The 24,938-nt window shown below is 58.5% G+C and carries 30 protein-coding genes; 20 read left to right on the top strand and 10 right to left on the bottom strand.

From position 1 onward, the window contains the following. Positions 1–56 precede the first annotated feature (56 nt). On the top strand, positions 57–950 hold the full coding sequence (locus AB4O41_RS17400) for a LysR family transcriptional regulator (RefSeq protein WP_460144078.1): 894 nt from the start codon (positions 57–59) through the stop codon (positions 948–950). Here the strand turns inward: AB4O41_RS17400 and AB4O41_RS17395 are convergent. After that, on the bottom strand, positions 947–1,273 hold the full coding sequence (locus AB4O41_RS17395) for an ElaB/YgaM/YqjD family protein (RefSeq protein WP_007902771.1): 327 nt from the start codon (positions 1,271–1,273) through the stop codon (positions 947–949). The genes AB4O41_RS17400 and AB4O41_RS17395 overlap by 4 nt on opposite strands. Before the next feature lie 155 nt (positions 1,274–1,428). On the opposite strand from AB4O41_RS17395, the gene AB4O41_RS17390 reads away from it, so the two are divergent. Then, positions 1,429–1,644, top strand: a complete 216-nt coding sequence (locus AB4O41_RS17390; protein WP_007902773.1) for a dodecin — start codon at positions 1,429–1,431, stop codon at positions 1,642–1,644. Between the two features lie 130 nt (positions 1,645–1,774). Beyond that, positions 1,775–1,999, top strand: coding sequence for a DUF1161 domain-containing protein (locus tag AB4O41_RS17385; RefSeq protein ID WP_460144077.1), 225 nt, complete (start codon positions 1,775–1,777; stop codon positions 1,997–1,999). Between the two features lie 64 nt (positions 2,000–2,063). Here AB4O41_RS17385 and AB4O41_RS17380 read toward each other — a convergent pair whose 3' ends face one another. Beyond that, a complete protein-coding gene (locus tag AB4O41_RS17380; RefSeq protein ID WP_460144076.1) occupies positions 2,064–3,065 on the bottom strand; it encodes an LLM class flavin-dependent oxidoreductase in 1,002 nt (333 codons plus the stop codon). Between the two features lie 237 nt (positions 3,066–3,302). Between AB4O41_RS17380 and AB4O41_RS17375 the strand changes: the two genes are divergently transcribed. Together AB4O41_RS17375 and AB4O41_RS17370 are read left to right on the top strand one after the other, a co-directional pair. Further along, on the top strand, positions 3,303–3,734 hold the full coding sequence (locus AB4O41_RS17375) for an OsmC family protein (RefSeq protein ID WP_008008030.1): 432 nt from the start codon (positions 3,303–3,305) through the stop codon (positions 3,732–3,734). Between the two features lie 166 nt (positions 3,735–3,900). After that, entirely contained in the window at positions 3,901–4,134 is a 234-nt protein-coding gene (locus tag AB4O41_RS17370) for a DUF1161 domain-containing protein (RefSeq protein WP_048397315.1), read from the top strand. A 6-nt stretch (positions 4,135–4,140) separates the two neighbouring features. Here the strand turns inward: AB4O41_RS17370 and AB4O41_RS17365 are convergent, their stop codons facing one another. Both AB4O41_RS17365 and AB4O41_RS17360 read right to left on the bottom strand, forming a co-directional pair. Beyond that, the gene (locus tag AB4O41_RS17365; RefSeq protein WP_123720043.1) at positions 4,141–4,560 is read right to left on the bottom strand and encodes a PA0061/PA0062 family lipoprotein; all 420 of its coding nucleotides are present in this window, start codon (positions 4,558–4,560) and stop codon (positions 4,141–4,143) included. A 40-nt stretch (positions 4,561–4,600) separates the two neighbouring features. Next, positions 4,601–5,017: a PA0061/PA0062 family lipoprotein gene (locus AB4O41_RS17360; RefSeq protein WP_460144075.1), complete on the bottom strand. Its 417-nt coding sequence runs from the start codon at positions 5,015–5,017 to the stop codon at positions 4,601–4,603. Positions 5,018–5,076: 59 nt separating this feature from the next. Here AB4O41_RS17360 and AB4O41_RS17355 point away from each other — a divergent pair, with 59 nt between their 5' ends. Further along, positions 5,077–6,168, top strand: a complete 1,092-nt coding sequence (locus tag AB4O41_RS17355; protein ID WP_460144074.1) for an aminopeptidase — start codon at positions 5,077–5,079, stop codon at positions 6,166–6,168. A gap of 85 nt (positions 6,169–6,253) precedes the next feature. Here AB4O41_RS17355 and AB4O41_RS17350 read toward each other — a convergent pair whose 3' ends face one another. Together AB4O41_RS17350 and AB4O41_RS17345 are read right to left on the bottom strand one after the other, a co-directional pair. Further along, positions 6,254–6,904: an HAD family hydrolase gene (locus AB4O41_RS17350; RefSeq protein ID WP_460144073.1), complete on the bottom strand. Its 651-nt coding sequence runs from the start codon at positions 6,902–6,904 to the stop codon at positions 6,254–6,256. A gap of 45 nt (positions 6,905–6,949) precedes the next feature. Next, positions 6,950–7,495, bottom strand: coding sequence for a gamma carbonic anhydrase family protein (locus AB4O41_RS17345; protein WP_007902790.1), 546 nt, complete (start codon positions 7,493–7,495; stop codon positions 6,950–6,952). 102 nt (positions 7,496–7,597) lie between these two features. Between AB4O41_RS17345 and prlC the strand changes: the two genes are divergently transcribed. Further along, positions 7,598–9,649 carry an oligopeptidase A gene (gene prlC, locus AB4O41_RS17340; RefSeq protein WP_460144072.1) on the top strand — a complete coding sequence of 684 codons (2,052 nt, stop codon included), beginning with the start codon at positions 7,598–7,600 and terminating at the stop codon, positions 9,647–9,649. After that, positions 9,646–9,930, top strand: a complete 285-nt coding sequence (locus AB4O41_RS17335; RefSeq protein ID WP_460144071.1) for a YheV family putative zinc ribbon protein — start codon at positions 9,646–9,648, stop codon at positions 9,928–9,930. The genes prlC and AB4O41_RS17335 overlap by 4 nt, the downstream gene beginning before the upstream one ends. A gap of 46 nt (positions 9,931–9,976) precedes the next feature. Here AB4O41_RS17335 and AB4O41_RS17330 read toward each other — a convergent pair whose 3' ends face one another. Both AB4O41_RS17330 and AB4O41_RS17325 read right to left on the bottom strand, forming a co-directional pair. Further along, complete coding sequence (locus tag AB4O41_RS17330; RefSeq protein ID WP_460148369.1) at positions 9,977–10,624, bottom strand: dual specificity protein phosphatase family protein; 648 nt, start codon at positions 10,622–10,624, stop codon at positions 9,977–9,979. Between the two features lie 298 nt (positions 10,625–10,922). Then, positions 10,923–11,228: a hypothetical protein gene (locus AB4O41_RS17325; protein WP_460144070.1), complete on the bottom strand. Its 306-nt coding sequence runs from the start codon at positions 11,226–11,228 to the stop codon at positions 10,923–10,925. A gap of 229 nt (positions 11,229–11,457) precedes the next feature. Between AB4O41_RS17325 and AB4O41_RS17320 the strand changes: the two genes are divergently transcribed. The 3 genes from AB4O41_RS17320 (at position 11,458) to AB4O41_RS17310 (ending at position 15,099) form a co-directional block, all read left to right on the top strand. Continuing rightward, a complete protein-coding gene (locus AB4O41_RS17320) occupies positions 11,458–12,516 on the top strand; it encodes a PA0069 family radical SAM protein (RefSeq protein WP_460144069.1) in 1,059 nt (352 codons plus the stop codon). 244 nt (positions 12,517–12,760) lie between these two features. Further along, positions 12,761–13,492: a carbonic anhydrase gene (locus AB4O41_RS17315; protein ID WP_123356889.1), complete on the top strand. Its 732-nt coding sequence runs from the start codon at positions 12,761–12,763 to the stop codon at positions 13,490–13,492. An 80-nt stretch (positions 13,493–13,572) separates the two neighbouring features. After that, positions 13,573–15,099, top strand: a complete 1,527-nt coding sequence (locus tag AB4O41_RS17310; RefSeq protein WP_460144068.1) for a SulP family inorganic anion transporter — start codon at positions 13,573–13,575, stop codon at positions 15,097–15,099. A 112-nt stretch (positions 15,100–15,211) separates the two neighbouring features. Here the strand turns inward: AB4O41_RS17310 and AB4O41_RS17305 are convergent, their stop codons facing one another. Then, positions 15,212–15,862, bottom strand: a complete 651-nt coding sequence (locus AB4O41_RS17305; RefSeq protein ID WP_460144067.1) for a hypothetical protein — start codon at positions 15,860–15,862, stop codon at positions 15,212–15,214. A 371-nt stretch (positions 15,863–16,233) separates the two neighbouring features. On the opposite strand from AB4O41_RS17305, the gene coxB reads away from it, so the two are divergent. From coxB to AB4O41_RS17285, 4 genes are all read left to right on the top strand, one after another. Then, positions 16,234–17,361: a cytochrome c oxidase subunit II gene (coxB, locus tag AB4O41_RS17300; protein ID WP_460144066.1), complete on the top strand. Its 1,128-nt coding sequence runs from the start codon at positions 16,234–16,236 to the stop codon at positions 17,359–17,361. Positions 17,362–17,443: 82 nt separating this feature from the next. Further along, entirely contained in the window at positions 17,444–19,036 is a 1,593-nt protein-coding gene (ctaD, locus tag AB4O41_RS17295; protein ID WP_460144065.1) for a cytochrome c oxidase subunit I, read from the top strand. A 129-nt stretch (positions 19,037–19,165) separates the two neighbouring features. Next, the gene (locus tag AB4O41_RS17290) at positions 19,166–19,723 is read left to right on the top strand and encodes a cytochrome c oxidase assembly protein (RefSeq protein ID WP_460144064.1); all 558 of its coding nucleotides are present in this window, start codon (positions 19,166–19,168) and stop codon (positions 19,721–19,723) included. Between the two features lie 33 nt (positions 19,724–19,756). Further along, positions 19,757–20,644: a cytochrome c oxidase subunit 3 gene (locus tag AB4O41_RS17285; protein ID WP_460144063.1), complete on the top strand. Its 888-nt coding sequence runs from the start codon at positions 19,757–19,759 to the stop codon at positions 20,642–20,644. A gap of 15 nt (positions 20,645–20,659) precedes the next feature. Here the strand turns inward: AB4O41_RS17285 and AB4O41_RS17280 are convergent, their stop codons facing one another. Beyond that, positions 20,660–20,863, bottom strand: a complete 204-nt coding sequence (locus AB4O41_RS17280; protein ID WP_030129650.1) for a twin transmembrane helix small protein — start codon at positions 20,861–20,863, stop codon at positions 20,660–20,662. Positions 20,864–20,934: 71 nt separating this feature from the next. On the opposite strand from AB4O41_RS17280, the gene AB4O41_RS17275 reads away from it, so the two are divergent. From AB4O41_RS17275 to AB4O41_RS17255, 5 genes are read left to right on the top strand one after another with little or no spacing between them, the layout of a single operon-like run. Then, the gene (locus AB4O41_RS17275; protein ID WP_460144062.1) at positions 20,935–21,675 is read left to right on the top strand and encodes an SURF1 family protein; all 741 of its coding nucleotides are present in this window, start codon (positions 20,935–20,937) and stop codon (positions 21,673–21,675) included. Continuing rightward, on the top strand, positions 21,641–22,234 hold the full coding sequence (locus AB4O41_RS17270; protein WP_460144061.1) for a hypothetical protein: 594 nt from the start codon (positions 21,641–21,643) through the stop codon (positions 22,232–22,234). The genes AB4O41_RS17275 and AB4O41_RS17270 overlap by 35 nt, the downstream gene beginning before the upstream one ends. A 10-nt stretch (positions 22,235–22,244) precedes the next feature. Next, positions 22,245–23,324 carry a COX15/CtaA family protein gene (locus AB4O41_RS17265; RefSeq protein ID WP_367373497.1) on the top strand — a complete coding sequence of 360 codons (1,080 nt, stop codon included), beginning with the start codon at positions 22,245–22,247 and terminating at the stop codon, positions 23,322–23,324. Next, positions 23,312–24,211 (top strand): heme o synthase, encoded by a 900-nt coding sequence (gene cyoE, locus AB4O41_RS17260; RefSeq protein WP_460144060.1) that lies wholly within the window; start codon positions 23,312–23,314, stop codon positions 24,209–24,211. The genes AB4O41_RS17265 and cyoE overlap by 13 nt, the downstream gene beginning before the upstream one ends. Beyond that, entirely contained in the window at positions 24,208–24,843 is a 636-nt protein-coding gene (locus tag AB4O41_RS17255) for an SCO family protein (protein ID WP_460144059.1), read from the top strand. The genes cyoE and AB4O41_RS17255 overlap by 4 nt, the downstream gene beginning before the upstream one ends. Positions 24,844–24,938: the final 95 nt, after the last annotated feature.

The raw sequence follows: 24,938 nt of genomic DNA, 5'->3' as shown, positions 1-24,938 counted from the left end.
CCCGTACTGAAAACCGATAAGATCGACACAACCTGTCAGGAAAACTCACAGATTCCATGAGCCACGACCTTCCTCCCCTGAACGCCCTTCGCGCCTTCGAAGCCACTGCCCGCCTGAACAGCGTCAGTCAGGCCGCCGAACAGCTGCACGTCACTCATGGTGCGGTCAGCCGACAACTCAAGGTGTTGGAAGAACACCTCGGCGTGAGTCTGTTCTTCAAGGATGGACGCGGCCTGAAACTCACAGATGCCGGTGTCCGTTTGCGCGATGTCAGCGGTGAAGCCTTCGAGCGATTGCGCAGCGTTTGCGCCGAACTGACCCAAAGCACCGCCGATGCGCCATTCGTGCTCGGCTGCTCGGGTAGTCTGCTGGCGCGCTGGTTCATTCCGCGTTTGGGGCGGCTCAATGCGGACCTGCCGGATCTGCGTTTGCATCTGTCGGCTGGCGAAGGCGATCTCGATCCACGGCGACCCGGCCTGGATGCCTTGTTGGTATTTGCCGAGCCACCCTGGCCGGCGGACATGCAGGTCTACGAATTGGCCAGCGAACGCATCGGCCCGGTCATGAGCCCACGATTCGTCGGCTACGAAAGGCTGCAGAACGCACCGGCAAACGCCCTGTTGACCGAACCCTTGCTGCACACCACCTCACGCCCGCAAGCCTGGCCGAGTTGGGCACAGCAAAGCGGCCTCGACGCCAAGGCGTTGAAGTACGGTCAGGGGTTCGAGCATTTGTATTATTTGCTGGAGGCGGCAGTGGCCGGACTGGGTGTAGCCATCGCGCCCGAGCCGCTGGTGGCCGAGGATTTGAAAGCCGGTCGTCTGGTTGCGCCATGGGGTTTCTGTGAAACCCCGGCGCAACTGGCGTTGTGGCTACCCAAGCGCGCCGCGGACGGGCGCGCTCGGCAATTGGCGCAATGGCTTAAAAACGAACTGCGCCAGGCGCCTTAATTACCGCGTTTGCACAGCAGGTAGGCCGCGAGAAGACCCAATGCACCAACGGCGACACCGGCGGTAGTCCAAGGGTGTTCCTGGGCGTAGTCACGTGTCGCGATCCCGGTTTCACGGGTTTTGACCTTGACCTCTTCATAGGCATCGGAGAGCAGATGACGCGAATGTTTCAGTGCGTTTTCGGCGTTGATTTTCAGCGTTTTAAGGGTTTTACGCGACTCGTCCGAGGCGTCGTCCTTCAGGCTTTCCAACGATTTCAGCAGACTCTCGATTTCGGCTTCCATGCTTTGCAATGAGGCTTTGCGTAACGAGGTATTGGCCATGGTGGCTCTCCTGCATTGTTGATGAGTGCGTGTGTTGGTTGGGACTTCAGAGGTTCGAGAAAGTGCAGTAAATCTGAGCTTCCCCCCGGATTGGTCGACAGAAGAAATAAAAAAAATCACTGCTAGGCTGTATTTCACACCTCAAGGAGAACGCCATGACTGACCATCACACCTACAAGAAAGTCGAGCTGGTTGGCTCATCCACCACCAGCATCGAAGACGCCATCAACAATGCCCTGGCCGAAGCCAACAAAAGCCTCAAGTATATGGAATGGTTTGAAGTGACCGAAACCCGTGGGCACATCAAGGACGGCAAAGCTGCACACTTTCAGGTAACGCTCAAAGTCGGATTCCGGATTGCCAGTAGCTGAGCTTAAGCTAGCCTTCTGAACTTGCGCACCGGCCGACTGCCATAGGGAATGGCAAAGCGCTACGCGGTGAGTGCGTCCGGCCGATAGCTGGATGCCCTCACCCTATTGATCCGACCAGGGAGTGCAACCCATGAAGAAGTTTATTTTGGCGCTAGGTCTGTTGAGCCTTGCGGGAACAGCCTTTGCCCAAGGCAAGTCGTGTGATGAGCTTAAAGCCGAAATCGCAGCGAAACTGGATGCCAAGGGTATTGCCAATTACACACTGGAGATCATCGACAAAGGCGCTGCAGCTGACGGAAAAGTCGTCGGCACCTGTGAAAAAGGCTCCAGGCAAATCGTCTACAAGCAGGGCTGACCGCCCTCGAAAATGGAAAAGCCGACGCAATGGCGTCGGCTTTTTTGTGGGCGCTGTTTGCTCCTCAGCCCTTCATGACCTGCGCCAGCAACTCATAGGAGTGCAGGCGATCGGCATGTTCGTACAGGTCACAGGTGAAAATCAGCTCGTCGGCCTGAGTCTGTTCGACAAGCACTTCGAGCTTGGCGCGGATTTTCTGCGGGCTGCCGACCATGGCCAGGCCAAGGAAATCACCGACCGCTTCTCTCTCATGGGGCAGCCACAGGCCGTCCATGGTCTTCACTGGCGGGCGTTGCACCAGGCTCTGGCCACGCATCAACGCGAGAATCCGCTGGTAGACCGAAGTGGCCAGGTAATCAGCTTGCTCATCGGTGTCCGCGGCCACCAGTGGCACGCCGAGCATTACGTAAGGCTTATCCAAAACCGCGGAAGGCTTGAAGTGGTTGCGGTAAACGCGAATCGCCTCATGCATGAAGCGCGGTGCGAAATGCGAGGCGAAGGCGTAGGGCAAACCGCGCTCACCGGCCAGTTGAGCACTGAACAGGCTCGAACCCAGTAACCAGATCGGGACGTTGGTGCCGGTACCTGGCATAGCAATGATCCGTTGGTCCGGCGTGCGTGGACCGAGGTATCGCATCAGTTCGGCCACGTCTTCCGGGAAGTCGTCGGCGCTGCCGGAACGCTCACGACGCAAGGCGCGGGCGGTCATCTGATCGGAGCCGGGGGCACGACCCAGGCCCAGGTCGATCCGACCCGGGTACAGACTTTCAAGGGTGCCGAACTGCTCGGCGATCACCAGCGGCGCGTGGTTGGGCAACATCACGCCACCCGAACCGACACGAATGGTCGAAGTGCCACCGGCCAGATAGCCCAGCAGAACAGAGGTCGCCGAACTGGCGATCCCGTCCATGTTGTGGTGCTCGGCGACCCAGAAGCGGTTATAGCCGAACTTTTCGACGTGCTGCGCCAGATCCAGGGAATTGTGCAGGGACTGGGCCGCACTGCCGTTCTCCCGAACGGGCACCAGATCGAGGGTCGAAAACTTGATATCAGACAGTCGTTTCATGAACCTGCTTCTCCAATGGGTAAGCAGGTTTTTTCACGAACGAAACCTGCCGAATCTATAAGCGTGCTCTATGCAATGAGGGCATATACCCGAGTTTCAATAGGAGAGACAAAATTCCTACGCGATTAGAGGACCGATCAGATGAGGTGAACTTTGCCTGACGGTCTATCCTCAGAACCCTGGTAACCGAAAACCACGAAGGCGCGACGTTTCGCGCCGGATCTTGAGGAGGCAGACATGGCTATCACAAAGAAAGCATCGGCTCATTGGGAAGGTGATCTGAAAACCGGTATTGGCTCGATTTCCACGGAAACCGGTGTCCTCAGAGACGCGCCCTACGGCTTCAAGGCCCGTTTCGAAGGGGGTAAAGGCACCAATCCGGAAGAGCTGATCGGCGCGGCTCACGCGGGGTGTTTCTCCATGGCATTTTCAATGATTCTCGGCGAGGCCAACCTTAAGGCTGACAGCATCGACACCACTGCCGAAGTCACTCTGGACCAGGTAGACGGTGGCTTCGCAATCACTGCGGTAAAACTGATTCTCAAGGCGAAAATCCCCGGGGCGACCCAGGCGCAATTCGAGGAGCTGAGCAACAAAGCCAAAGAAGGCTGCCCGGTGTCCAAAGTACTCAATGCGAAAATCAGCCTGGATGCGACGTTGGTCAGCTGATAAAGGGTTGATAGCTGATAAAAGATCGCGGCCTTCGCGGGCTCCCTTCCGCAGGTTGCGGTCTTTTTTTGCCCTGAAACATAACCTGACAGATAAAACTGTGGTCGAATAAATGACAGCAGCTTCAGCGCATCACCATGCGCGCTGCCTTAAGGGAGCTTCAACCATGAAACGTTTTGCCTTGGCGGTTATCTGTTGCACGCTGGCCACATCGGCCCTCGCGGCACCGAAATCCTGTGAGGAACTCAAGGCCGAGATCGAAGCCAAGATTCAGGCCAATAACGTCTCGTCCTACACCCTGGAAATCGTCACCAACGACGAAGTTCACGATCAGAACATGGTCGTCGGCTCATGCGAAGGCGGCACCAAGAAAATCATCTACCAAAAAAATGACCGTTGATTCGTCTCACATGACGCAATTGGTCAGTCGATCCTCGGCGACAATCTCCCGCTTGGCGTTGTACAGCCGGGCGCTGGGGGTGAACGCTATAGAACGCGCTTCCAGCAGGTAACGCTGGCCGGCCTCGAAATGGTCGTAGTTGATGGTCAGATAGCACAGCCGCTCCAGCGGAGCATTCATCAAGCCCGAGCCGCCACCAAACACTTCAAAATCGAAACGTACCCTCAGTTCATGGCTACCCGGGGTGACCTGGAAGTAACGCCCGTCGCTCAGCCGCTGGTTGTCCAGCCGTTCGGCCATCAGCAGTTTCCCGCCGGGGCTCGGCGTAGCGAAGTCGACCCAGGCCATTTGCGGATCGACCGCCGGCAACGGACTCGTGCACCCGACAAAGGCGCCTGCAGCGAGCAACAGCAACAACCTGCGCATGATGAATTTCCCAAGGACTGATAATTCAGCATAGCGTCGATCAAGTACGTTGGCAGCCTGCCGGTGTGCCCTGCCCAATCACTTTTCGCTGTTGATCGTAGAGCTTCGCCCACGGCCGAAAGCCGATATACCCCGCTTGCAGCTGATACCGCTGACCGGCGTTGAAGTCCTTGAATTTCACATTCAACTGGCAGTCGCGCCACAGGGGGTCGGCGCCGGGGCCAATGTTGGTCGGCTGGACTGCGAACAAGTAGCGAACCGTCAGCTCATGGCTACCCGGCTGCACCTCGAAGTAGCGCTTATCGATGGAAGCCTTGTCATCGACTTCCACGGCTTGCAGCGCGGTGTCTTCCTGCCGTGAATCCAGATCGATCCATGCCTGTGAAGGATCAGGGGTGGGCAGTCCAGCACAACCGGCCAGCATCAGCAGGCCTCCCGTCAGCATCAACTTGCGCATAGCGGAGCTCCAATAGGCGGGATAGTCTTGCGGGCAGACTTTCCAGGGATGTTTTTATTTTGATCAGGCCGCGTCCAAGCCTTGGGTTACTTGATCGCGTTTTACGCATTTTGTTTCCGGGTGTGATTTTTTTGTTGCTCAACGGTTGCGCAAGCGTCAGCTATTACGGCCAATTGGCCAGTGGTCAGCTGCATTTGCTGCAGGCACGGGAGCCGGTTTCCAGTGTGATTGCCGATCCCGGCCGCGATCAGCAATTGCGCGCGCATCTGGTGCAATCACAAAAGGCCCGGGCATTCGCCAGCCAACATCTGCACCTGCCGGACAACCAGAGCTACCGCCTGTACGCCGACATCGGCCGACCGTTTGTAGTCTGGAACGTCTTTGCCACGCCGGAGTTTTCGCTGAAACCGCAAAACCATTGCTTCCCCATCGCTGGCTGCGTCGCCTATCGCGGGTATTACAGCCAGAGCGCTGCCCGCGGTGAGGCCGCGTTGCAACGATTGCAAGGTATGGATGTGTCGATTGGCGGTGTCGAGGCCTATTCGACGCTCGGTTGGTTCAACGACCCGATCATGAGCTCAATGATGGGTTGGGGCGACGAACGGCTGGCGACGCTGATTTTTCACGAACTCGCCCATCAACGTTTTTATGTGAAAGACGACACCGAGTTCAACGAGTCCTTCGCCACCTTCGTCGAGCAGGAAGGCACTCGGCAATGGCGCGCATTCCGCGGCATGCCGCCGGATAATGGAGTTTTGGAGCAGCAACGCGATCAGTTCATCCAATTGATTCTGGACGCCCGCAAGAGGCTGGAACGGCTTTACACGCTGCCGCTGCCTGCCGAGCAAATGCGTGAACGGAAAGCGGCAGAGTTCGTACAATTGCGCCGTGAATACCGGATGCTGCGCGACAGCCAATGGGCCGGAAATAAACGCTACGACGCTTGGATCAACGCCCCGATGAACAACGCCCGGCTACTGCCGTTTGGTTTGTATGACCAATGGGTGCCGGCGTTTGCCGCGTTGTTCAGGCAGATCGATGGGGATTGGATGAGGTTTTATGCGGCGGTGGAGAGGTTGGGCGCGTTACCGGTTGGGGAACGTAAGGCGGCGTTGAAAGTGTTGGCGGGATCAAAGAGCCCCGGCGGCTGAGCGGGCCTCTTCGCGGGCAAGCCTCGCTCCTACAGATGATCGAAGACTCCCTGTAGGAGCGAGGCTTGCCCGCGAAGGGTTTTGATCAGCGCCGCAAAAACGCCTGATGCAACTCATCCAGCGTCTCGAAGTGATATGCCGGTGCTTCGGCGCTCAACTCTTCCCGGCTGCCAAACCCATAACCCACCGCCGCCGCGTCCAGTCCATTGCTGCGAGCGCCGATCAGATCGTGTTTACGGTCACCAATCATCAGCGTGTTGGCCGGGTCCAGGCCTTCTTCGCTCATCAAGTGCGCAATCAGCTCGACCTTGTTGGTCCGCGTGCCATCCAGTTCACTGCCGTAAATCACTTTGAAATGCTTGGCGAAGTCGAAGTGCCGGGCGATTTCCCGGGCGAAAATCCATGGTTTTGAAGTCGCGATGTACAGCTGTCGCCCTTGCCCACCGAGGGTTTCCAGCAGCGGCATGACGCCATCGAACACCCGGTTCTCATACAGGCCGGTGACCTTGAAGCGCTCGCGATAGAAGTTCACCGCTTCCCAGGCCTTGGGCTCGTCGAAGTCGTAGAACTGCATGAATGCCTGCAACAACGGCGGGCCGATGAAGTGCTCGAGCCTGGTCAGGTCCGGTTCATCGATCCCCAGTTTGCTCAGGGCGAACTGGATGGAACGGGTGATGCCTTCACGCGGATCGGTCAGCGTGCCATCGAGGTCGAACAGTACGGTTTGGTAATGCATGAAAATTCCTGGGCAATAGCGAGACACTTTCCATTATCAAGAGGCTTAGAGCTGGTCGTAGCCTTCGGCCAGATGCAGGTCCTTGAGCTTCACGTAGTTCGCCGCGCTGTAGGTGAAAAAGGCTTTTTCCTTGTCAGTCAGCGGCCGGATCTGTTTCACCGGGCTACCGACGTAGAGGAACCCGCTTTCCAGGCGCTTGCCCGGGGGTACCAGGCTGCCAGCGCCGATGATCACATCGTCCTCGACCACCGCACCGTCCATGACGATGCTGCCCATGCCGATCAGAATCCGGTTACCCACGGCGCAACCATGAAGCATGACTTTATGCGCGATGGTCACATCGTCACCGATCAACAGCGGGAAGCCATCGGGGTTGAATGGTCCGGCGTGGGTAATGTGCAACACGCAGCCGTCCTGCACGCTGGTGCGTGCACCGATTCGGATGCGATGCATGTCGCCGCGGATCACTGTCAGGGGCCAGACGGAGCTGTCTTCGCCGATTTCGACGTCGCCGATCACCACCGCCGAGCCGTCGACAAAGGCGCCTTTGCCCAGCAGCGGCGTGTGGTTCTGATACTTGCGAAGGGTCACGATAGGCTCTCTCTCTTTTGCTGATAGCTGCGGTGAGCGTCGATTGTAATTAAGATGGGGCCATGTTTCTTCCCCGCATGTTTTCCAGCCAAGGTGCCAACCGTGAGCGTGAACAACCCTCTTCTGCAGTCCTACGACCTGCCGCCGTTCTCGGCGATCCGTGCCGAACACGTGCAACCGGCCATTGAAAAGATCCTGGCTGACAACCGCGCCGCCATCGTCGATATCCTCCAAACCCAAGGCACACAACCGACCTGGGCCGGCCTGGTGTTGGCGATGGATGAGCTCAACGATCGTCTGGGCGCCGCCTGGAGCCCGGTCAGCCACCTCAATGCCGTGTGCAACAGTGCCGAGTTGCGCGAAGCCTATGAGTCCTGCCTGCCGGCCTTGAGCGCCTACGCCACCGAGTTGGGCCAGAACCGTGAACTGTTTCAGGCTTATGAAGCGCTGGCCAACAGCCCAGAGGCCGCCGGTTTCGACGTGGCGCAGAAAACCATCCTGGAACACGCCCTGCGTGACTTCCGCCTGTCGGGTATCGACCTGCCTGCGGCTGAGCAAAAGCGTTACGCCGATGTGCAGAGCAAACTGTCGGAGCTGGGCAGCCGCTTCTCCAATCAATTGCTCGACGCCACCCAGGCCTGGACCAAGCACGTCACCGACGAAGCCGCCCTCGCCGGCCTGACCGAGTCGGCCAAGGCGCAAATGGCCGCCGCCGCACAAGCCAAAGAGCTGGATGGCTGGTTGATCACCCTGGAATTCCCGAGTTACTACGCGGTGATGACCTACGCCCAGGACCGCGCCCTGCGTGAAGAAGTCTACGCCGCCTACTGCACCCGTGCGTCGGACCAAGGGCCGAATGCCGGTCAGAATGACAACGGCCCGGTCATGGAAGAAATCCTCGACCTGCGTCAGGAACTGGCAAAGCTACTGGGTTTCTCCAGCTTCTCGGAGCTGAGCCTGGCCACCAAAATGGCCGAGTCCAACGATCAGGTATTGAGTTTCCTACGCGACCTGGCCAAACGCAGCAAGCCGTTCGCCGCCCAGGATCTGCAACAACTCAAGGCCTATGCCGCCGAACAAGGTTGCCCGGATCTGCAAAGCTGGGACAGTGGTTTCTACGGTGAAAAACTTCGCGAACAGCGCTATAGCGTCGCCCAGGAAACCCTTCGCGCGTACTTCCCGATCGACAAGGTGCTGGGTGGTTTGTTCAGCATCGTCCAGCGCCTGTACGGCATCGAGATCGCCGAGCTGAAAGGCTTCGATACCTGGCATCCGGACGTTCGCCTGTTCGAAATCAAGGAAAACGGCCAGCACGTCGGCCGGTTCTTCTTCGACCTGTATGCCCGCGCCAACAAACGCGGCGGTGCCTGGATGGACGGCGCTCGCGATCATCGCCGCACGATCAACGGCGTGCTGCAAAGCCCGGTGGCGAATCTGGTGTGCAATTTCACCCCGGCCGACAGCGGTAAACCGGCCCTGCTGACCCACGATGAAGTGACTACGCTGTTCCACGAATTCGGTCACGGCCTGCATCACCTGCTGACCCGCGTCGAGCATGCTGGCGTGTCCGGCATCAATGGCGTGGCTTGGGATGCGGTCGAGCTGCCAAGCCAGTTCATGGAAAACTGGTGCTGGGAGCCGGAAGGCCTGGCGCTGATTTCCGGTCACTACGAAACCGGCGAGCCGTTGCCTCAGGACTTGCTGGAGAAAATGCTCGCGGCGAAGAACTTCCAGTCCGGCCTGATGATGGTCCGCCAGCTGGAATTCTCGCTGTTCGACTTCGAATTGCACGCTACTCACGGCGACGGTCGTAGCGTGCTGCAAGTGCTCGAAGGCGTGCGTGACGAGGTCTCGGTCATGCGTCCGCCGGCCTACAACCGTTTCCCCAACAGCTTCGCTCACATCTTCGCCGGCGGTTACGCGGCGGGTTACTACAGCTATAAATGGGCTGAAGTATTGTCGGCCGATGCCTTCTCGAAGTTCGAAGAAGACGGCGTGCTCAATGCCGAGACCGGTCGTGCGTTCCGTGAAGCGATCCTGGCGCGGGGCGGTTCCCAAGAACCGATGGTGCTGTTCGTCGACTTCCGTGGCCGTGCGCCATCGATTGACGCACTCTTGCGCCACAGCGGCCTGAGTGAGGACGCGGCAGCATGAGTGAGGGACCTGTGATTACCAAAAAACGCTTTATCGCCGGGGCGGTCTGCCCGGCCTGCAGCGAGCCGGACAAGTTGATGATGTGGAGCGAAGACACCGTTCCGCATCGCGAGTGCGTGGCCTGCGGTTATTCCGATACGCTGAATGAACAAGGTCTGTCGGTGCCCAAGGAATTGGGCACACGGGTCAATACTTCAGCACTCAAGGTGCCGGACGCCAAGGTCCAGGCCGTGCAGTTTTTTCCGAACCCGAAGTTGAAGAAGAAGCCAGACGAGCACTGAGTGCTGGAAACAACCTTCCACTGCGCCATGCAGTGGGAGGTATTACTTACTCGACATGGGCCGATTTGAACCAGTTCTTCATCGAGCAACTGGCAAATGGGCTGGTGCTGCAATCACCATTGGCCAGCGCCGTACGAAGTTTGTCGACATCGGCCTGCATCATGTAACGCACCCCATCCTTGAAATGGGTGCTGTCACCAAAGCCACCTTGGGTCATTTCATTCAAGGCATCTTCCTTGCTCCAGCCCTGCACGACCACTCGGTACATCGCAGCCATCAGGCCAGTGCGATCCGAACCATGCTTGCAGTGCATCAGCACCGGGCCTTTGGCTTCGGCGGTCTGAATCGTGCGAAGAGCCTTGATCACATCACTGTCATCCACGTGATTGGTGCGGTAAGGCAACTGTATCCGGGTGATTCCGGGTGTGGACAACCAGGTCGAGTCCGACTCGGGCAGGAAATTGATGACAGTGCCGACCTTGAGTTTCTCCAGCAACGGTACCGCTGTGCGGTCGGGCAATGCACTGCGATACAGCGTCGGGGACATTTTAAAAAGGTTGTATTTGGCCTCTACCGGTTGAGCCCACTCCGAGGGCCGAGGTATAGCCGAGTCGTCAGCGTAGGCAAGCGTCAGGTTGAAAAATGCGGCCAGCGACAAAAAGAGCATCGCGGGTAAAAGGCGCAGTAGTGGCATGCTCAGGTTGACCGTGAAGTGTGGAGAAGTAACCGACATCCTGAACCTGGGGCAGTCAAAGGCCTGTGAGGCCACTGTCAAAGAATCGTGAATAAATAGCTGTTTTCGACACAGAGGGTCATCCAGGGTGTTGCAGTCAAAGTACCCGACTTCGCTGATTGACGTTATATACAGAAAAAACTCTGACTTTCAGTGATGCATTAGTTTCGAGACTAACTCCGGCACGGGACTGAATCAGTAAAGGGAGATAAAACCAGGCCTGCACGTACTCATGCAGGCTTGGCAACAACTATAAACTTCAGGGATTTACAATACTGGAATAAGCCTTGGCCAAAACCAGAAGTTTGGCCTTGTCATCATTATCAATATCGCCGTCCCCGTCCACATCGCTGTTGATGGTCTTGATCGTGAAGGACCGGCCAGCATCGTTGGAAACCGCTGTCACATAGACGGAGTCGACCAGTGCTGTGGTCTCCACCTTATTTACCGCATCCCACTCCAACTCTTTACGTGCAAGTTGCATCGATACCTGGGCTTCATGCGGGCTGGTGATATTTGGCGCCAGCAGTTGTAAAAAAATACCGCGCTGATTAAAAAGCGACATGATTAGATCCTTCTAATTATTGATCCACGACAACTTCGTGAGGAATGGATAGTAATGGCATTTATTGTAAGCGCACCACTTTATATCTGTTTCTCGCGATGACTGCTGCGGGGCACAATTCATCGTGTTAGTTAACTTGGTTATCCAAGGTATGAAGCTGCCGAACGGCACTAGTCTGTCACCTGAGCTTCGGATACTGTATGCACATACAGCTACCGGACTTTTGTCGATGAATACGCCTCTGCCACCCCGCGGCCGCGGTACCGCCACCAACCCGCACAACCGCTTCGCGCCTAACTGTTCAGTGGCCGAGGATGACGGCTGGTATCAGGAAGCGCCGATCACCCAAGGCACCGAGGTGCGCATTGAGACGGCGAAAACCATCATCACCCGCAACAACTCGCCAGACCTGCCGTTCGATCGTTCGATCAATCCCTATCGCGGCTGCGAGCACGGCTGCATCTATTGCTACGCACGGCCCAGCCACGCCTATTGGGATATGTCACCGGGGCTGGATTTCGAAACCAAACTGATTGCCAAGACCAACGCCGCCGATGTGCTGGAAGAACAACTGTCCAAGCGCGGCTATCAATGCGCGCCGATCAATCTGGGTTCCAATACCGATCCCTATCAGCCCATCGAACGTGAACACAGAATCACCCGCAAGACTCTCGAAGTGCTGCTGCGTTACCACCATCCGGTGACCATCATCACCAAGGGCTCGCTGATTCTTCGCGATCTGGACTTGTTGGCCGAACTCGCCGAACAAAGGCTGGTGGCGGTGATGATCAGCCTGACCACGCTGGATGATGAACTCAAACGCATTCTCGAACCTCGCGCCGCGGCACCCAAGGCACGACTGCGGGCCATCCGGGTGATGCACGAGGCCGGGATTCCGGTGGGCGTTTTGTGTTCCCCTATGATTCCAATGATCAACGACAGCGAACTCGAAAGCCTGCTGACCGAAGCTCATGCGGCCGGCGCGCAAAGCGCGGCCTACATGATGTTGCGCCTGCCGCTGGAAGTGGCGCCGCTGTTCGAAGAGTGGCTGGCTGCCCACTATCCTCAGCGCGCAGCTCATGTGTTGAGCCTGATTCGCCAAAGCCGTGGTGGTGAGCTCTACGACAGCCGGTTCGGTGCCAGAATGCGCGGTGAAGGACCGTTTGCGGATCTGTTGGCGCAGCGCTTCGCCAAAACCATCAAACGTCTGGGGCTCAATCGTCGGGAAGGTTTCAATCTGGATTGCGAAGCCTTTTGTCCGCCGGGTCGCCAAATGTCGTTGATTTAAGGACAATTGGCCCTATGGTTGAGTAGAGAAAACGATACGCCGCGTTTAGGCTGGTCACGTTTTTGGTGACCTGGAACACTCGTTCTAGAGCGTTTTATTCAGTTTGAGTTAAGTTTCAACCGCTACCTTGTTCATCGAGTGACTGACGGGTCTGGCCTTGCGACCTGGACGTTTTTTAAACAGCCACTGGCTTCATACCGGACAAAACGGGAAAATTCCCTGACTCCGCCAAAGAGGATGAATCATGAGTGACAAGGATAAACAGCCGTTGGCTGCGTCGGCTTCAGCCCAACCCGAGGCGGAAACCGCCGATGCAGCGCTGCAGCATATCGTTGACGGCTTTTTGCACTTTCATCACGAGATCTTTCCACAGCAGGAAGAACTCTTCAAAAAACTCGCCACGGCCCAGCGGCCTCGAGCGATGTTCATCGCGTGTGCCGATTCACGCATCGTTCCCGAACTGATTACCCAAAGCGCCCCAGGCGACTTGTTCGTGACCCGCAACGTCGGCAACGTCGTGCCGCCCTATGGGCAAATGAACGGCGGTGTTTCCACGGCCATCGAGTACGCGGTGCTGGCTCTTGGCGTGCAGCACATCATTATCTGCGGGCACTCTGACTGTGGCGCCATGCGCGCGGTACTCAATCCGCAGAGCCTGGAAAAGATGCCGACGGTAAAGGCTTGGCTGCGTCATGCGGAAGTGGCGAAAACCATGGTTCAAGACAACTGCCATTGCACTGACGAAAACGAGAGCATGCATATCCTCACCGAGGAGAATGTGATCGCTCAGTTGCAGCATTTGCGCACACACCCGTCGGTGGCCTCGCGCATGGCCAATGGTCAGCTGTTTATCCATGGTTGGGTCTACAACATCGAAACCAGCGAAATCAAAGCTTACGACGCGGATCAGGGGTGTTTCCTGCCGCTCGATGGCAGTCATCCGATTCCGGTGGCGACGCCTAAAGCGCGCTTCTAAATCCTCCGTGTGGTTTAGCCGAGGCTGCTGATCTGGCAGCCGGCTTTGCCATGTCTGAAGAAAACTTCGGGAGAGTCACCATGCGTGCTGCTCAACTAAAAGCTGTTCTGCCACGGGAGCTACTGGCTTCGGTGGTTGTCTTTCTGGTCGCCCTGCCCTTGTGCATGGGTATCGCCATCGCCTCGGGGCTGCCGCCGGCCAAAGGTCTGATCACCGGCATCATCGGTGGCCTGGTAGTCGGCTGGCTTGCCGGATCGCCGCTGCAAGTCAGCGGCCCGGCGGCGGGTCTGGCGGTATTGGTGTTCGAACTGGTGCGCCAGCATGGTATCGCCATGCTCGGGCCGATCCTGCTGCTGGCGGGTTTTCTGCAATTGGTGGCCGGGCGCCTGAAACTGGGTTGCTGGTTTCGGGTCACGGCGCCGGCGGTGGTGTACGGCATGCTCGCCGGGATTGGGGTGCTGATCGTGCTGTCACAGGTGCATGTGATGCTCGATGCCGTGCCCAAACCCTCAGGGCTGGATAATCTGGCGGCCTTCCCCGCTGCAGTGATTCAGGCTTTGCCTTCGTTTGGCTGGCAAGCGGGTTTGCTCGGGCTGTCGACCATTGCCGTGATGTGGCTGTGGGAAAAATTCCGTCCGCACTCCCTGCGTTTCGTTCCCGGAGCATTGCTCGGGGTCGGCCTGGCAACGGTCGCCAGCCTCGTGCTCGCATTGCAAGTCAAACGCGTGGAAGTCCCGGCCAACCTGGCAGAAGCCATCGATTGGCTGCGCCCGGCAGACTTGCTCAACCTCGCCGACCCGACCCTGCTGATCGCCGCCTTCGCCGTGGCCTTTATCGCCAGCGCCGAAACCTTGCTGTCAGCCGCCGCCGTGGACCGAATGCACAACGGCCAGCGCTCGGACTTCGATCGTGAACTGTCGGCGCAAGGTGTGGGCAACATGCTGTGTGGTCTGCTCGGCGCGCTGCCGATGACCGGGGTAATCGTGCGCAGCTCGGCCAACGTTCAGGCCGGCGCTACTACTCGACTATCGACCGTGTTTCATGGTCTGTGGTTGCTGGCTTTCGTGCTGCTGCTGTCGAGCGTGCTGCAAAGCATTCCGGTGGCGAGTCTGGCGGGGGTTCTGGTTTATACCGGTTTCAAACTGGTGGACCTCAAGGCCTTTCGCGGTCTGGGCCGTTATGGCCGGATGCCGATGTTTACGTATGCGGCGACCGCACTGGCAATCATCTTCACCGACCTGTTGACCGGCGTATTGATCGGCTTCGGCCTGACACTGGCCAAACTGGCCTGGAAGGCTTCGCGCCTGAAAATCAGCCTGATCGATCTTCCGGCAGACGGCGAGATGGAGTTGCGACTGGTGGGGGCGGCGACCTTCCTCAAGGTACCGGCGTTGACCCAAGTGCTGGGGAGCATTCCGGCAGGCGCAACGGTGCATGTGCCGCTCAATAACCTGAGTTACATCGATCACTCGTGTCTGGAGTTGCTGGAGGAGTGGGGTCGGGCCAATGCGGCCAAGGGTTCGAAGCTGATAATCGAAGCGCGGGGATTGAAGCGCAGGCTTGAAGGACGGTTGCGTACCACGACCGGAGTAGGCTCAGCCGCTTAAGCCACTTGTAGGGGCGAGGCTTGCCCGCGAAGGCGGTGTGTCAGTCGACATCAATGTTGAATGTCACGCCGCCTTCGCGGGCAAGCCTCGCTCCTACAGGTATTGCATAGACTTATGCCGCTGGCTGATCCAGCTCAAGGCCCACGCCCAATTGGCGCGACAGGCACGGCCAGCGCTTCCACGCAGCGCCGGTGTCCGGGCTGTTGAGTTTATCGCGGTAGGCTTCTACCGACTCCAGCGCGAAACTTTCATCGTCAAGCATCTCGTCCACGGCGTGATGCACGGCCTCATCCAGTTGATTGGCAAATTCCTCGCCGATCAGTTGGTGGGCAATCAGGTTGGCCACAGTCATGTCCAAGGGGATCAATGGCTGGCCAAAATGCTTGATGTACAGATCGTTAACCTCTTCGACCAACCGATGCGCCAGATAAGCTTCATCCAGCAGGCCATCCAGGCCGACATGACCGGCCATGATCGCCGGCGGCTGGAGGAAAAACTGCTCGGCGATTGTCAGCACCGGTTTGATCTGCGATTCGATACCCGCTTCCCGTGCGACTTCATTGGCTGCGTCCAGCAGGTCCGGCACTTGTTCTATATACGCGGCCACAAAACGCGTCATCACGCCGTTGGCATCGACATCCGGTAGCTGGATGGCGGAATGCAGGTGTGGCAGTTGAGTTTCCAGTTGACGAGTTAACAGGCCGGTCTCGGCCTCGTGTTGTTGGGCTTTTTGGATCTGCTCGCGCAATGCGGCGGTGTTCATGAAAACTCCAGGAAACAAAGGCAATGAAATAGGGAAGACATAACTTAGCTGGCTTACGAAAAAGGCTAAGACGCATTTGTCATAATTATTTCATCCTTGAGACGTCTACGTTATATCCATTTGCCACCACTCGTCTGCATCCTTCTCCATTCGTGACCTGGAACGCAAGTCCAACCTGTTTCGGTTGATTTACGCCATCGCGTTGCGAGGTGGCGGTCGCTGTCTATACTCGGTTCTGAATGGAGTTAGCTGATGACGCCCGACTGCATATGCAGCAAGGCTCGGCGATTCAAGTTCGTAGTCTGAAAAAGCCGCTCCCTTGCCGCAGGTGAAAGCCGGCGGGATAAAAAGAACTATAAGGGGAACCCGCAATGATGCGACATCCACATGTCTGGATGGGCCTCCTGTTGTGGTCGATTTTCAGTCAGGCGCAAGCGGCCTGGACTGTGAATATGGCGCCTGGAGCGACTGAAATCAGTCACGCAGTATTCGATCTGCACATGACCATTTTCTGGATCTGTGTAGTGATCGGCATCATCGTCTTCGGCGCCATGTTCTGGTCGATGATCCTCCACCGCCGCTCTACCGGGCAGGTGGCTGCAAAATTTCATGAAAGCACCACCGTCGAAATCCTCTGGACCATCGTGCCCCTTCTGATTCTGGTGGCCATGGCGGTTCCCGCCACCGCGACCCTGATCAAGATGTACGACAACACGGAGCCGGATATCGATATCCAGGTCACCGGTTATCAGTGGAAGTGGCACTACAAATACCTGGGCCAGGACGTCGAATTCTTCAGCAACCTGACCACCCCCGCCGATCAGATCCACAACAAAGAAGCCAAGGGCGAGCATTACCTGCTAGAGGTCGACAAGCCGCTGGTGCTGCCGATCGGTGCCAAGGTGCGCTTTCTGGTGACTTCCGCCGACGTCATCCACTCCTGGTGGGTGCCGGCCTTCGCGGTCAAGCGCGATGCGATTCCGGGCTTCGTCAATGAATCCTGGACCCGTATCGAAAAGCCCGGCATCTACCGTGGCCAGTGCGCCGAGCTGTGCGGCAAGGATCACGGCTTCATGCCGATTGTGGTCGAGGTCAAGGAAAAGGCCGATTACGAAACCTGGCTGGGCGAACGCAAGGCGGAAGCTGCGCAGCTCAAAGAGCTGACCAGCAAGGAATGGACCCTGGACGAGCTCAAAGAGCGCGGCGACAAGGTCTATCACACCACCTGCGTGGCCTGTCACCAGGCTGAAGGCCAAGGCCTGCCGCCGATGTTCCCGGCACTCAAGGGCTCGAAAATTGCCACCGGACCGATCAAGGATCACCTGAATCTTGTCTTCCACGGCAAGCCCGGCACCGCCATGGCGGCGTTCGGCAAGCAGCTTTCGGAAGTCGATATCGCAGCGGTCGTGACCTACGAACGTAACGCCTGGGGCAACAACAAAGGCGACATGGTCACCCCTAAAGAAGTGCTGGAGCTGAAACAGGCGGAAAGCAAATGAGCCGGTCTATTGCGTACGTAAGGAACCGCTCGGGGCATGACGCCCCGGCCCGCCCAGCCCATCCGTTTGCAGGAGACAGGACATGACAGTTGTAGTCGATGAGCATGTTCATACCGGCACCGCCCACGCCCACGGCCCCGCCAAAGGCCTGATGCGCTGGGTGCTGACCACCAACCACAAGGATATCGGCACGCTGTACCTGTGGTTTGCGTTCACCATGTTCCTGCTGGGCGGCTCGTTCGCCATGGTGATTCGTGCCGAGCTGTTCCAGCCGGGACTGCAAATCGTCCAGCCGGAATTCTTCAACCAGATGACCACCATGCACGGCCTGGTGATGGTGTTCGGTGCGGTGATGCCGGCCTTCGTCGGCCTCGCCAACTGGATGATCCCGTTGATGATCGGCGCGCCGGACATGGCCTTGCCGCGGATGAACAACTTCAGCTTCTGGCTGTTGCCGGCAGCGTTCCTGCTGCTGGTATCGACCCTGTTCACCCCCGGTGGCGGGCCGAATTTCGGCTGGACCTTCTACGCACCGCTGTCGACGACCTATGCGCCGGAAAGCGTGACGTTTTTCATCTTCGCCATCCACTTGATGGGGATCAGTTCGATCATGGGGGCGATCAACGTGATCGCGACCATCCTCAACCTGCGCGCCCCCGGCATGACGTTGATGAAAATGCCGCTGTTCGTCTGGACCTGGCTGATCACCGCGTTCCTGCTGATCGCGGTGATGCCGGTGTTGGCCGGCTGCGTGACCATGATGCTGATGGACATCCACTTCGGCACCAGCTTCTTCAGTGCCGCCGGTGGCGGTGACCCGGTGCTGTTCCAACATGTGTTCTGGTTCTTCGGTCACCCCGAGGTGTACATCATGATCCTGCCGGCCTTCGGTGCCGTCAGCTCGATCATTCCGGCCTTTTCGCGCAAGCCATTGTTCGGCTACACCTCGATGGTCTATGCCACGGCGAGTATTGCGTTCCTGTCGTTCATCGTCTGGGCGCACCACATGTTCGTAGTCGGCATTCCGCTGGTGGGCGAGTTGTTCTTCATGTACGCCACGTTGCTAATCGCGGTGCCCACCGGGGTCAAGGTGTTCAACTGGGCCAGCACCATGTGGCAAGGCTCGCTGACCTTCGAGACGCCGATGCTGTTCGCCGTGGCGTTCGTCATCCTGTTCTCCATTGGCGGGTTCTCAGGGTTGATGCTGGCCATCGCTCCGGCGGACTTCCAGTACCAGGACACCTACTTCGTGGTCGCGCACTTCCATTACGTGCTGGTGCCGGGGGCGATCTTCGGGATCTTCGCCTCGGCCTACTTCTGGCTGCCGAAATGGACCGGCCACATGTACGACGAAACCCTCGGCAAGCTGCACTTCTGGCTCTCGTTCATCGGCATGAACATGGCGTTCTTCCCGATGCACTTCGTGGGTCTGGCGGGCATGCCGCGGCGGATTCCGGACTACAACCTGCAATTCGCCGACTTCAACATGGTGTCGTCGATCGGCGCGTTCATGTTTGGGGCCACGCAGATCTTCTTCCTGTTCATCGTGATCAAGACCATTCGTGGTGGCGAGCCGGCACCGGCCAAACCGTGGGATGGGGCAGAAGGTCTGGAGTGGAGCATTCCGTCGCCGGCGCCGTATCACACCTTCACCACACCGCCGGAAGTGAAATGAAACGCCTCGGTCTTGTAGGAATTCCTGTGGGAGCTAGCTTGCCTGCGATGCATGCGATGCGGTGTGTCAGACATATCGCTATCGCGGGCAAGCCCGCTCCCACAGGGACGTCGATGGAGGTTAGAAATCATGGCTGATTCGATTTCGACGAAGAAACTGGTCACCCGCCTGTTACTGGTGGTGGTGGCGATGTTTGTCTTCGGCTTTGCCCTGGTGCCGATCTACGACGTGATGTGCCAGGCGTTCGGCATCAATGGCAAAACCGCCGGGCAGTACGAAGGCGAGCAAACGGTCGACGTCTCGCGGCAGGTTCGTGTGCAGTTTCTGTCAACCAACGCCGCCGATATGGCTTGGGACTTCTATCCCAAGGGCGATGAATTGGTCGCACACCCGGGGGAGGTGAACGAGATGATTTTTATCGCACACAACCCGACCGATAGCCCGATGAGCGCCCAAGCGGTGCCGAGCATCGCACCCAGCGCAGCCGCGGCGTACTTCCACAAGACCGAATGTTTCTGCTTTACCCAGCAAGTGCTGCAGCCCGGTCAACGCATCGAGATGCCGGTACGGTTCATTGTTGACCGCGACATGCCCAAGGATGTGAAGCACCTGACGCTGTCCTACACGCTGTTCGATATCACCGCACGTCATCCGCCCGTGGCTGTTGCAGCAAGCACCGGCGGCTAGGCGTTAAAGCGTGCCCGATAAGGAGAACAATAAATGGCAACTCATGAACATTATTACGTTCCAGCCCAGAGCAAATGGCCGATCATCGCCACGGTCGGCATGCTGGTCACGGTGTTCGGCCTAGGCACCTGGTTCAACGACCTTAAGGCTGCGCGGCCGGAATCCCACGGCCCGCTGATCTTTTTCGTCGGCGGACTGTTGCTGGCCTACATGCTGTTCGGCTGGTTCGGTACGGTGATCAAGGAAAGTCGCCAAGGGTTGTACAGCGCACAGATGGACCGCTCGTTCCGCTGGGGCATGAGCTGGTTCATTTTCTCGGAGGTGATGTTCTTCATCGCCTTTTTCGGTGCACTGTTTTATGTGCGCAACATCGCCGGCCCGGCACTGGGCGGTGAAGGCACCAAAGGCATCGCTCACATGTTGTGGCCGGCGTTTGAATTCACTTGGCCGCTGCTGAACAATCCGGACTCGAAACTCTTTCCTCCACCCAAGGAAGTCATCAGCCCTTGGGGCCTGCCGCTGCTCAATACCGTGCTGCTGGTGAGTTCCAGCGTCACCGTGACCATCGCTCACCATGCCTTGAAGAAAGGCCATCGCGGCGCACTGAAAATCTGGCTGGCACTGACCGTGTTGCTCGGTTGCGCGTTCCTCGGTTTCCAGGCCGAAGAATACCTGCACGCCTACCACGAGCTGGGCCTGACCCTGGGCTCCGGCATCTACGGCGCGACCTTCTTCATGCTCACCGGTTTCCACGGCGCCCACGTGACCATCGGCACGATCATTCTGTTTGTCATGCTGATGCGGATCATGCGCGGACACTTCGATGCCGACCATCAATTCGCCTTCGAGGCGGCGAGCTGGTACTGGCACTTCGTGGACGTGGTGTGGATCGGTCTGTTCGTTTTCGTCTACGTGCTCTGAGCCTTGGCTTCATGACTACCAAGGCACGTGAGACACCAACTGACCGCTGAAAAAACCCCAGGCGATCAAGCCGACAGTGGTGGCGGCCAGCGCAACACGAACACTCAAGGCGATGACCAGGCGATTCGAGTGGCTGTCGTCCTTGACCAGAAAAAACAGGCCGCTGAACAGGCTGACAACCGTGGCAATCAGCATCAGGACGATGGCGGCTTTGAGCATGGTGACACTCCGGGGGGACAGGCGATGCATCTGAGTATAGCTATCGCGACTACCGACTTTCTGGCGACGCCATGAAGCGCTTCCGGCCGGGCCTCGTGCCGACCCTCGTGGTCGCGATGCTGCTGCCTTTGCTGGTGTCGCTCGGGTTCTGGCAGTTGAGCCGGGGCGCGGAGAAAAGCGCGCTGCTGCAAAGCTACGCCGAGCGCCGGGCGGCCGAACCGATGGCCAGCACTGAACTGCAACACACCGAAGATCCGGCCTTCCGCCGGGTTCGCCTGCACGGCCAGTTCGATGCCGAACACAGCCTGTTGCTGGACAACCGTCAGCGCGACGGCAAGGTCGGGGTCGAGCTGCTGCAACCGTTCCAGGACCGGGCAACCGGGCTCTGGCTGCTGGTCAATCGCGGCTGGTTGCCGTGGCCGGATCGGCGCACACCACCGTCATTCACCACACCGACTCAAGCATTGAGCCTCGACGCCTGGGTCTACGTCTCCCCCGGCGCAACGTTCCAGTTGCATGCGGACCCAGACACCACGACCTGGCCACAACTGGTCACCGCCATTGAACCGGCCAGGCTCTGGGCGGCGCTTGACCGTGACGGTTACGCCTATGAATTACGCGCGCAAAGCGGTCCCGCGATCTACCAGGCCGATTGGCCGGTGGTGGCCATGGGGCCGGAAAAACACTTGGCTTATGCCGTGCAGTGGTTCGCCCTGTCGATCGCCCTACTCGGCCTTTACCTCTATCTCGGATGGCACAACGCAAAGGAGAACAATAATGGGAGCGGTCATGAATCCACCCGGCATGTCTGAGGCGAAAACGCCGGTAAATCGGCGGCGCGGGCGCTTGCAGTTGCTACTGATCCTGTTGGGAGTGGTGGGTCCGATGATCCTCGCCACCGGCATGTACAAATTGCAGTTCTGGGTGCCAGAGGGCCGCAGTTATCACGGTGAACTGATCGGCAACGGCCAGACCCGCGCTGACCTCGGCGTACCGGCGCAAGAAGACCGCTGGCAGTTGCTGGTGACGGCGCCCAAGGACTGTTCGGTGGACTGCCAGCAGCTGGTGTATCTGGCTCGGCAGATCCAGATCGGCCTCGGCCGCGATGCTGCCCGCGCCAGCCATGCGCTGGCCATCGCGCAGCCGCTGCACAGCGATTACGAGACTAAACTTCAACGAGAGTACCCGCAGCTGCAACGTTATTCACTGGACCTGCCGACCTACATCAAAGGCGCACAGGGCAATGACACGCCGCACCTGTGGATCATCGACCCTCACGGCAATCTGGTGCTGCGCTACGACCCGACGGTGAAGGGCAAGGACCTGCTCAACGACCTGCGCCATTTGCTGAAACTGTCGAACATCGGATAAGGGCATCGTCATGGCCAAACCTGGATTTCGCCTCGCGCTGTTTGCCACCTTGCTGGCACTGATTGTGGTGTTGCTCGGCGCCTACACACGCCTGACCCACGCTGGCCTTGGCTGTCCGGACTGGCCCGGCTGCTACGGTTTTATCAGCGTGCCGAACAGCGAAGCCCAACTGGCCCATGCCGAACTGCATTTTCCCGATACGCCGGTAGAAGCCCACAAAGGCTGGAACGAGATGCTTCACCGCTACTTCGCCGGCACATTGGGGCTGTTGATCACGGTGCTGGCGGGCCGCGCCTGGACCCATCGTCATCACCCGGGGCAGCCGGTGAAATTACCGTTGTTCTTGCTGGCGGTGGTGTTCGCTCAAGCGGCGTTCGGCATGTGGACGGTGACGCTCAAGCTCTGGCCGCAAGTGGTCACCGGGCATTTACTAGGCGGCTTTGCGACCTTGAGCCTGTTGTTTCTGCTGACCTTGCGCCTGTCCGGCGTGTTGCCGGCGCTGACCGTGCCACGGCGTTTGCAGCACTGGGCGACCGCCGGGTTGCTGCTGGTGATCCTGCAAATTGCCCTGGGTGGCTGGGTCAGCTCCAATTACGCGGCGGTGGCCTGCATCGACTTTCCGACTTGCCACGGACAATGGCTGCCACCGACTGATTTCGCCAACGGCTTTCACCTGACCCAACACATCGGCCCCAATTACCTGGGCGGGCAACTGGACAGCGATGCCCGCACCGCGATTCACCTGACTCACCGTATCGGCGCGTTACTGGTCACCCTCGTTCTGCTCGGTCTGGCCTGGCAACTGAAGGTCGTCGGCATGACGCGCCTGGCCGCCATGGTGCTGATCGCCCTTGCAGCACAAATCACCTTGGGCATCAGCAACGTGGTGTTTCACTTGCCGCTGCCGGTGGCCGTCGCTCACAACGCCGGTGGCGCAGCCCTGCTGCTGACGATGGTGCTGGTCAATTATCACGCGCGAACCAGTCTGGTTCGGGTCAAGCATCAGCCCCCAGTGCGCTGGCGTTTCAGCCTGCGTAAACACTCGGCCGGGCCCATAACAATAAAAGGAGAAATGCCATGGCGACCCTGATCGGCGAACGTCACAGTCAGGCAATCTGGCGCGATTACCTGGAGCTGACCAAGCCGAAAGTGGTGGTGCTGATGCTCATCACCTCGCTGGTCGGCATGTTTCTCGCGACGCGCGCCGGGGTGCCGTGGACGGTGCTGGTGTTCGGCAATCTGGGGATTGCCTTGTGTGCCGGCGGTGCGGCGGCGGTCAACCATGTGGTGGACCGGCGCATCGACGCGGTCATGGCCCGGACCCACAAGCGGCCCTTGGCTGAAGGTCGAGTATCTCCGAGCGCTGCGCTGACTTTCGCTCTGGTGCTGGCGCTGCTCGGCCAGGCTTTGCTGCTGGCCTTCACCAACCCGTTGACGGCATGGCTGACCCTCGCGTCCTTGCTCGGTTATGCCGTGGTTTACACCGGTTTCCTGAAACGTGCGACGCCGCAGAACATCGTCATCGGCGGCCTCGCTGGTGCGGCCCCGCCGCTGCTCGGCTGGACCGCCGCCACCGGTCATGTCAGTGCCGAACCGTTGCTGCTGGTGCTGATCATCTTCGCCTGGACCCCGCCGCACTTCTGGGCGCTGGCGATTCATCGCAAAGAGGAATACGCCAAGGCTGACATTCCGATGCTGCCGGTGACCCATGGCGAGCACTACACCAAAGTCCACATCCTGCTTTATACCTTTGCGCTGCTGGCTGTCAGCCTGATGCCCTACGTAATCCACATGAGCGGCGTGCTCTACCTGATGTGTGCCCTCGCACTGGGCGCAAGGTTTCTGCAATGGGCCGTGGTGCTGTACCGTGGCACTCGGCCGCACGCGGCGATCAACACGTTCAAGTACTCTATTTACTACTTGTTCCTGCTGTTTATCGCGCTGCTCGTAGATCACTACTTACTGTTGAACCTATGACTCGAACCCAGAAAACCGTCTTCATTCTCGTCGCCCTGATCGCGCTGATCCTGGGCCTGACCATCAATAAAGTACTGAGCGGAAAAAACCAGGGCGACCCGACGGCACTGATCGATGCGGGGATCATCCTGTTGCCCCAAAGCCGTAACCTGCCGGACGTGAAGATGACCGATCAGGACGGTAAACCAGTGGCAGTCAACGAGCTGAAAGGCAAATGGAGTGTGTTGTTCTTCGGCTACACCTTCTGCCCGGACATCTGCCCGACCACCCTTGCCCAGCTGCGGCAGATCAAGAGCGAACTGCCGGCGGATGCTGTGGACAAGTTGCAGATCATTTTGGTCAGCGTCGACCCGAACCGCGACACGCCCAAGCAACTCAAGCAATACCTGGGCTACTTCGATCCTCAGTTCATCGGGCTGACTGCATCCTCGGTCGAAGACCTTCAGAAGCTAGCCAATGCGGTGAGCATTCCGTTTATTCCGGCGGACACCAGCAAGCCTAATTACACCGTCGACCACAGCGGTAACCTGGCGGTGATCGGCCCGGACGGGACTCAACGCGGGTTCATTCGTGCACCGTTGAACAACCAGAAGCTGGTGGCGCAGTTGCCGGTAATGCTCAAGCGCGAATAACCGACGCAATACCCTGTGGGAGCGGGCTTGCCCGCGATGGCGGCCCGACATTCAACATCTGTTTTGGAGCTGATGGCCTATCGCGGGCAAGCCCG

Source organism: Pseudomonas sp. S2_A02 (assembly GCF_054668495.1).
The sequence above is the reverse complement of the archived record's forward strand: the minus strand, read 5'-3'. Positions and strand labels throughout refer to the sequence as shown.

Excerpts from the sequence above, each read along its gene's own strand:
- AB4O41_RS17400 (WP_460144078.1), top strand. The coding sequence starts at position 57 with ATGAGCCACGACCTTCCTCCCCTGAACGCCCTTCGCGCCTTCGAAGCC.
- AB4O41_RS17395 (WP_007902771.1), bottom strand. The coding sequence starts at position 1,273 with ATGGCCAATACCTCGTTACGCAAAGCCTCATTGCAAAGCATGGAAGCC.
- AB4O41_RS17390 (WP_007902773.1), top strand. The coding sequence starts at position 1,429 with ATGACTGACCATCACACCTACAAGAAAGTCGAGCTGGTTGGCTCATCC.
- AB4O41_RS17385 (WP_460144077.1), top strand. The coding sequence starts at position 1,775 with ATGAAGAAGTTTATTTTGGCGCTAGGTCTGTTGAGCCTTGCGGGAACA.
- AB4O41_RS17380 (WP_460144076.1), bottom strand. The coding sequence starts at position 3,065 with ATGAAACGACTGTCTGATATCAAGTTTTCGACCCTCGATCTGGTGCCC.
- AB4O41_RS17375 (WP_008008030.1), top strand. The coding sequence starts at position 3,303 with ATGGCTATCACAAAGAAAGCATCGGCTCATTGGGAAGGTGATCTGAAA.
- AB4O41_RS17370 (WP_048397315.1), top strand. The coding sequence starts at position 3,901 with ATGAAACGTTTTGCCTTGGCGGTTATCTGTTGCACGCTGGCCACATCG.
- AB4O41_RS17365 (WP_123720043.1), bottom strand. The coding sequence starts at position 4,560 with ATGCGCAGGTTGTTGCTGTTGCTCGCTGCAGGCGCCTTTGTCGGGTGC.
- AB4O41_RS17360 (WP_460144075.1), bottom strand. The coding sequence starts at position 5,017 with ATGCGCAAGTTGATGCTGACGGGAGGCCTGCTGATGCTGGCCGGTTGT.
- AB4O41_RS17350 (WP_460144073.1), bottom strand. The coding sequence starts at position 6,904 with ATGCATTACCAAACCGTACTGTTCGACCTCGATGGCACGCTGACCGAT.
- AB4O41_RS17335 (WP_460144071.1), top strand. The coding sequence starts at position 9,646 with ATGAGTGAGGGACCTGTGATTACCAAAAAACGCTTTATCGCCGGGGCG.
- AB4O41_RS17330 (WP_460148369.1), bottom strand. The coding sequence starts at position 10,624 with ATGCCACTACTGCGCCTTTTACCCGCGATGCTCTTTTTGTCGCTGGCC.
- AB4O41_RS17325 (WP_460144070.1), bottom strand. The coding sequence starts at position 11,228 with ATGTCGCTTTTTAATCAGCGCGGTATTTTTTTACAACTGCTGGCGCCA.
- AB4O41_RS17320 (WP_460144069.1), top strand. The coding sequence starts at position 11,458 with ATGAATACGCCTCTGCCACCCCGCGGCCGCGGTACCGCCACCAACCCG.
- AB4O41_RS17315 (WP_123356889.1), top strand. The coding sequence starts at position 12,761 with ATGAGTGACAAGGATAAACAGCCGTTGGCTGCGTCGGCTTCAGCCCAA.
- AB4O41_RS17310 (WP_460144068.1), top strand. The coding sequence starts at position 13,573 with ATGCGTGCTGCTCAACTAAAAGCTGTTCTGCCACGGGAGCTACTGGCT.
- AB4O41_RS17305 (WP_460144067.1), bottom strand. The coding sequence starts at position 15,862 with ATGAACACCGCCGCATTGCGCGAGCAGATCCAAAAAGCCCAACAACAC.
- coxB (WP_460144066.1), top strand. The coding sequence starts at position 16,234 with ATGATGCGACATCCACATGTCTGGATGGGCCTCCTGTTGTGGTCGATT.
- ctaD (WP_460144065.1), top strand. The coding sequence starts at position 17,444 with ATGACAGTTGTAGTCGATGAGCATGTTCATACCGGCACCGCCCACGCC.
- AB4O41_RS17290 (WP_460144064.1), top strand. The coding sequence starts at position 19,166 with ATGGCTGATTCGATTTCGACGAAGAAACTGGTCACCCGCCTGTTACTG.
- AB4O41_RS17285 (WP_460144063.1), top strand. The coding sequence starts at position 19,757 with ATGGCAACTCATGAACATTATTACGTTCCAGCCCAGAGCAAATGGCCG.
- AB4O41_RS17280 (WP_030129650.1), bottom strand. The coding sequence starts at position 20,863 with ATGCTCAAAGCCGCCATCGTCCTGATGCTGATTGCCACGGTTGTCAGC.
- AB4O41_RS17275 (WP_460144062.1), top strand. The coding sequence starts at position 20,935 with ATGAAGCGCTTCCGGCCGGGCCTCGTGCCGACCCTCGTGGTCGCGATG.
- AB4O41_RS17270 (WP_460144061.1), top strand. The coding sequence starts at position 21,641 with ATGGGAGCGGTCATGAATCCACCCGGCATGTCTGAGGCGAAAACGCCG.
- AB4O41_RS17265 (WP_367373497.1), top strand. The coding sequence starts at position 22,245 with ATGGCCAAACCTGGATTTCGCCTCGCGCTGTTTGCCACCTTGCTGGCA.
- cyoE (WP_460144060.1), top strand. The coding sequence starts at position 23,312 with ATGGCGACCCTGATCGGCGAACGTCACAGTCAGGCAATCTGGCGCGAT.
- AB4O41_RS17255 (WP_460144059.1), top strand. The coding sequence starts at position 24,208 with ATGACTCGAACCCAGAAAACCGTCTTCATTCTCGTCGCCCTGATCGCG.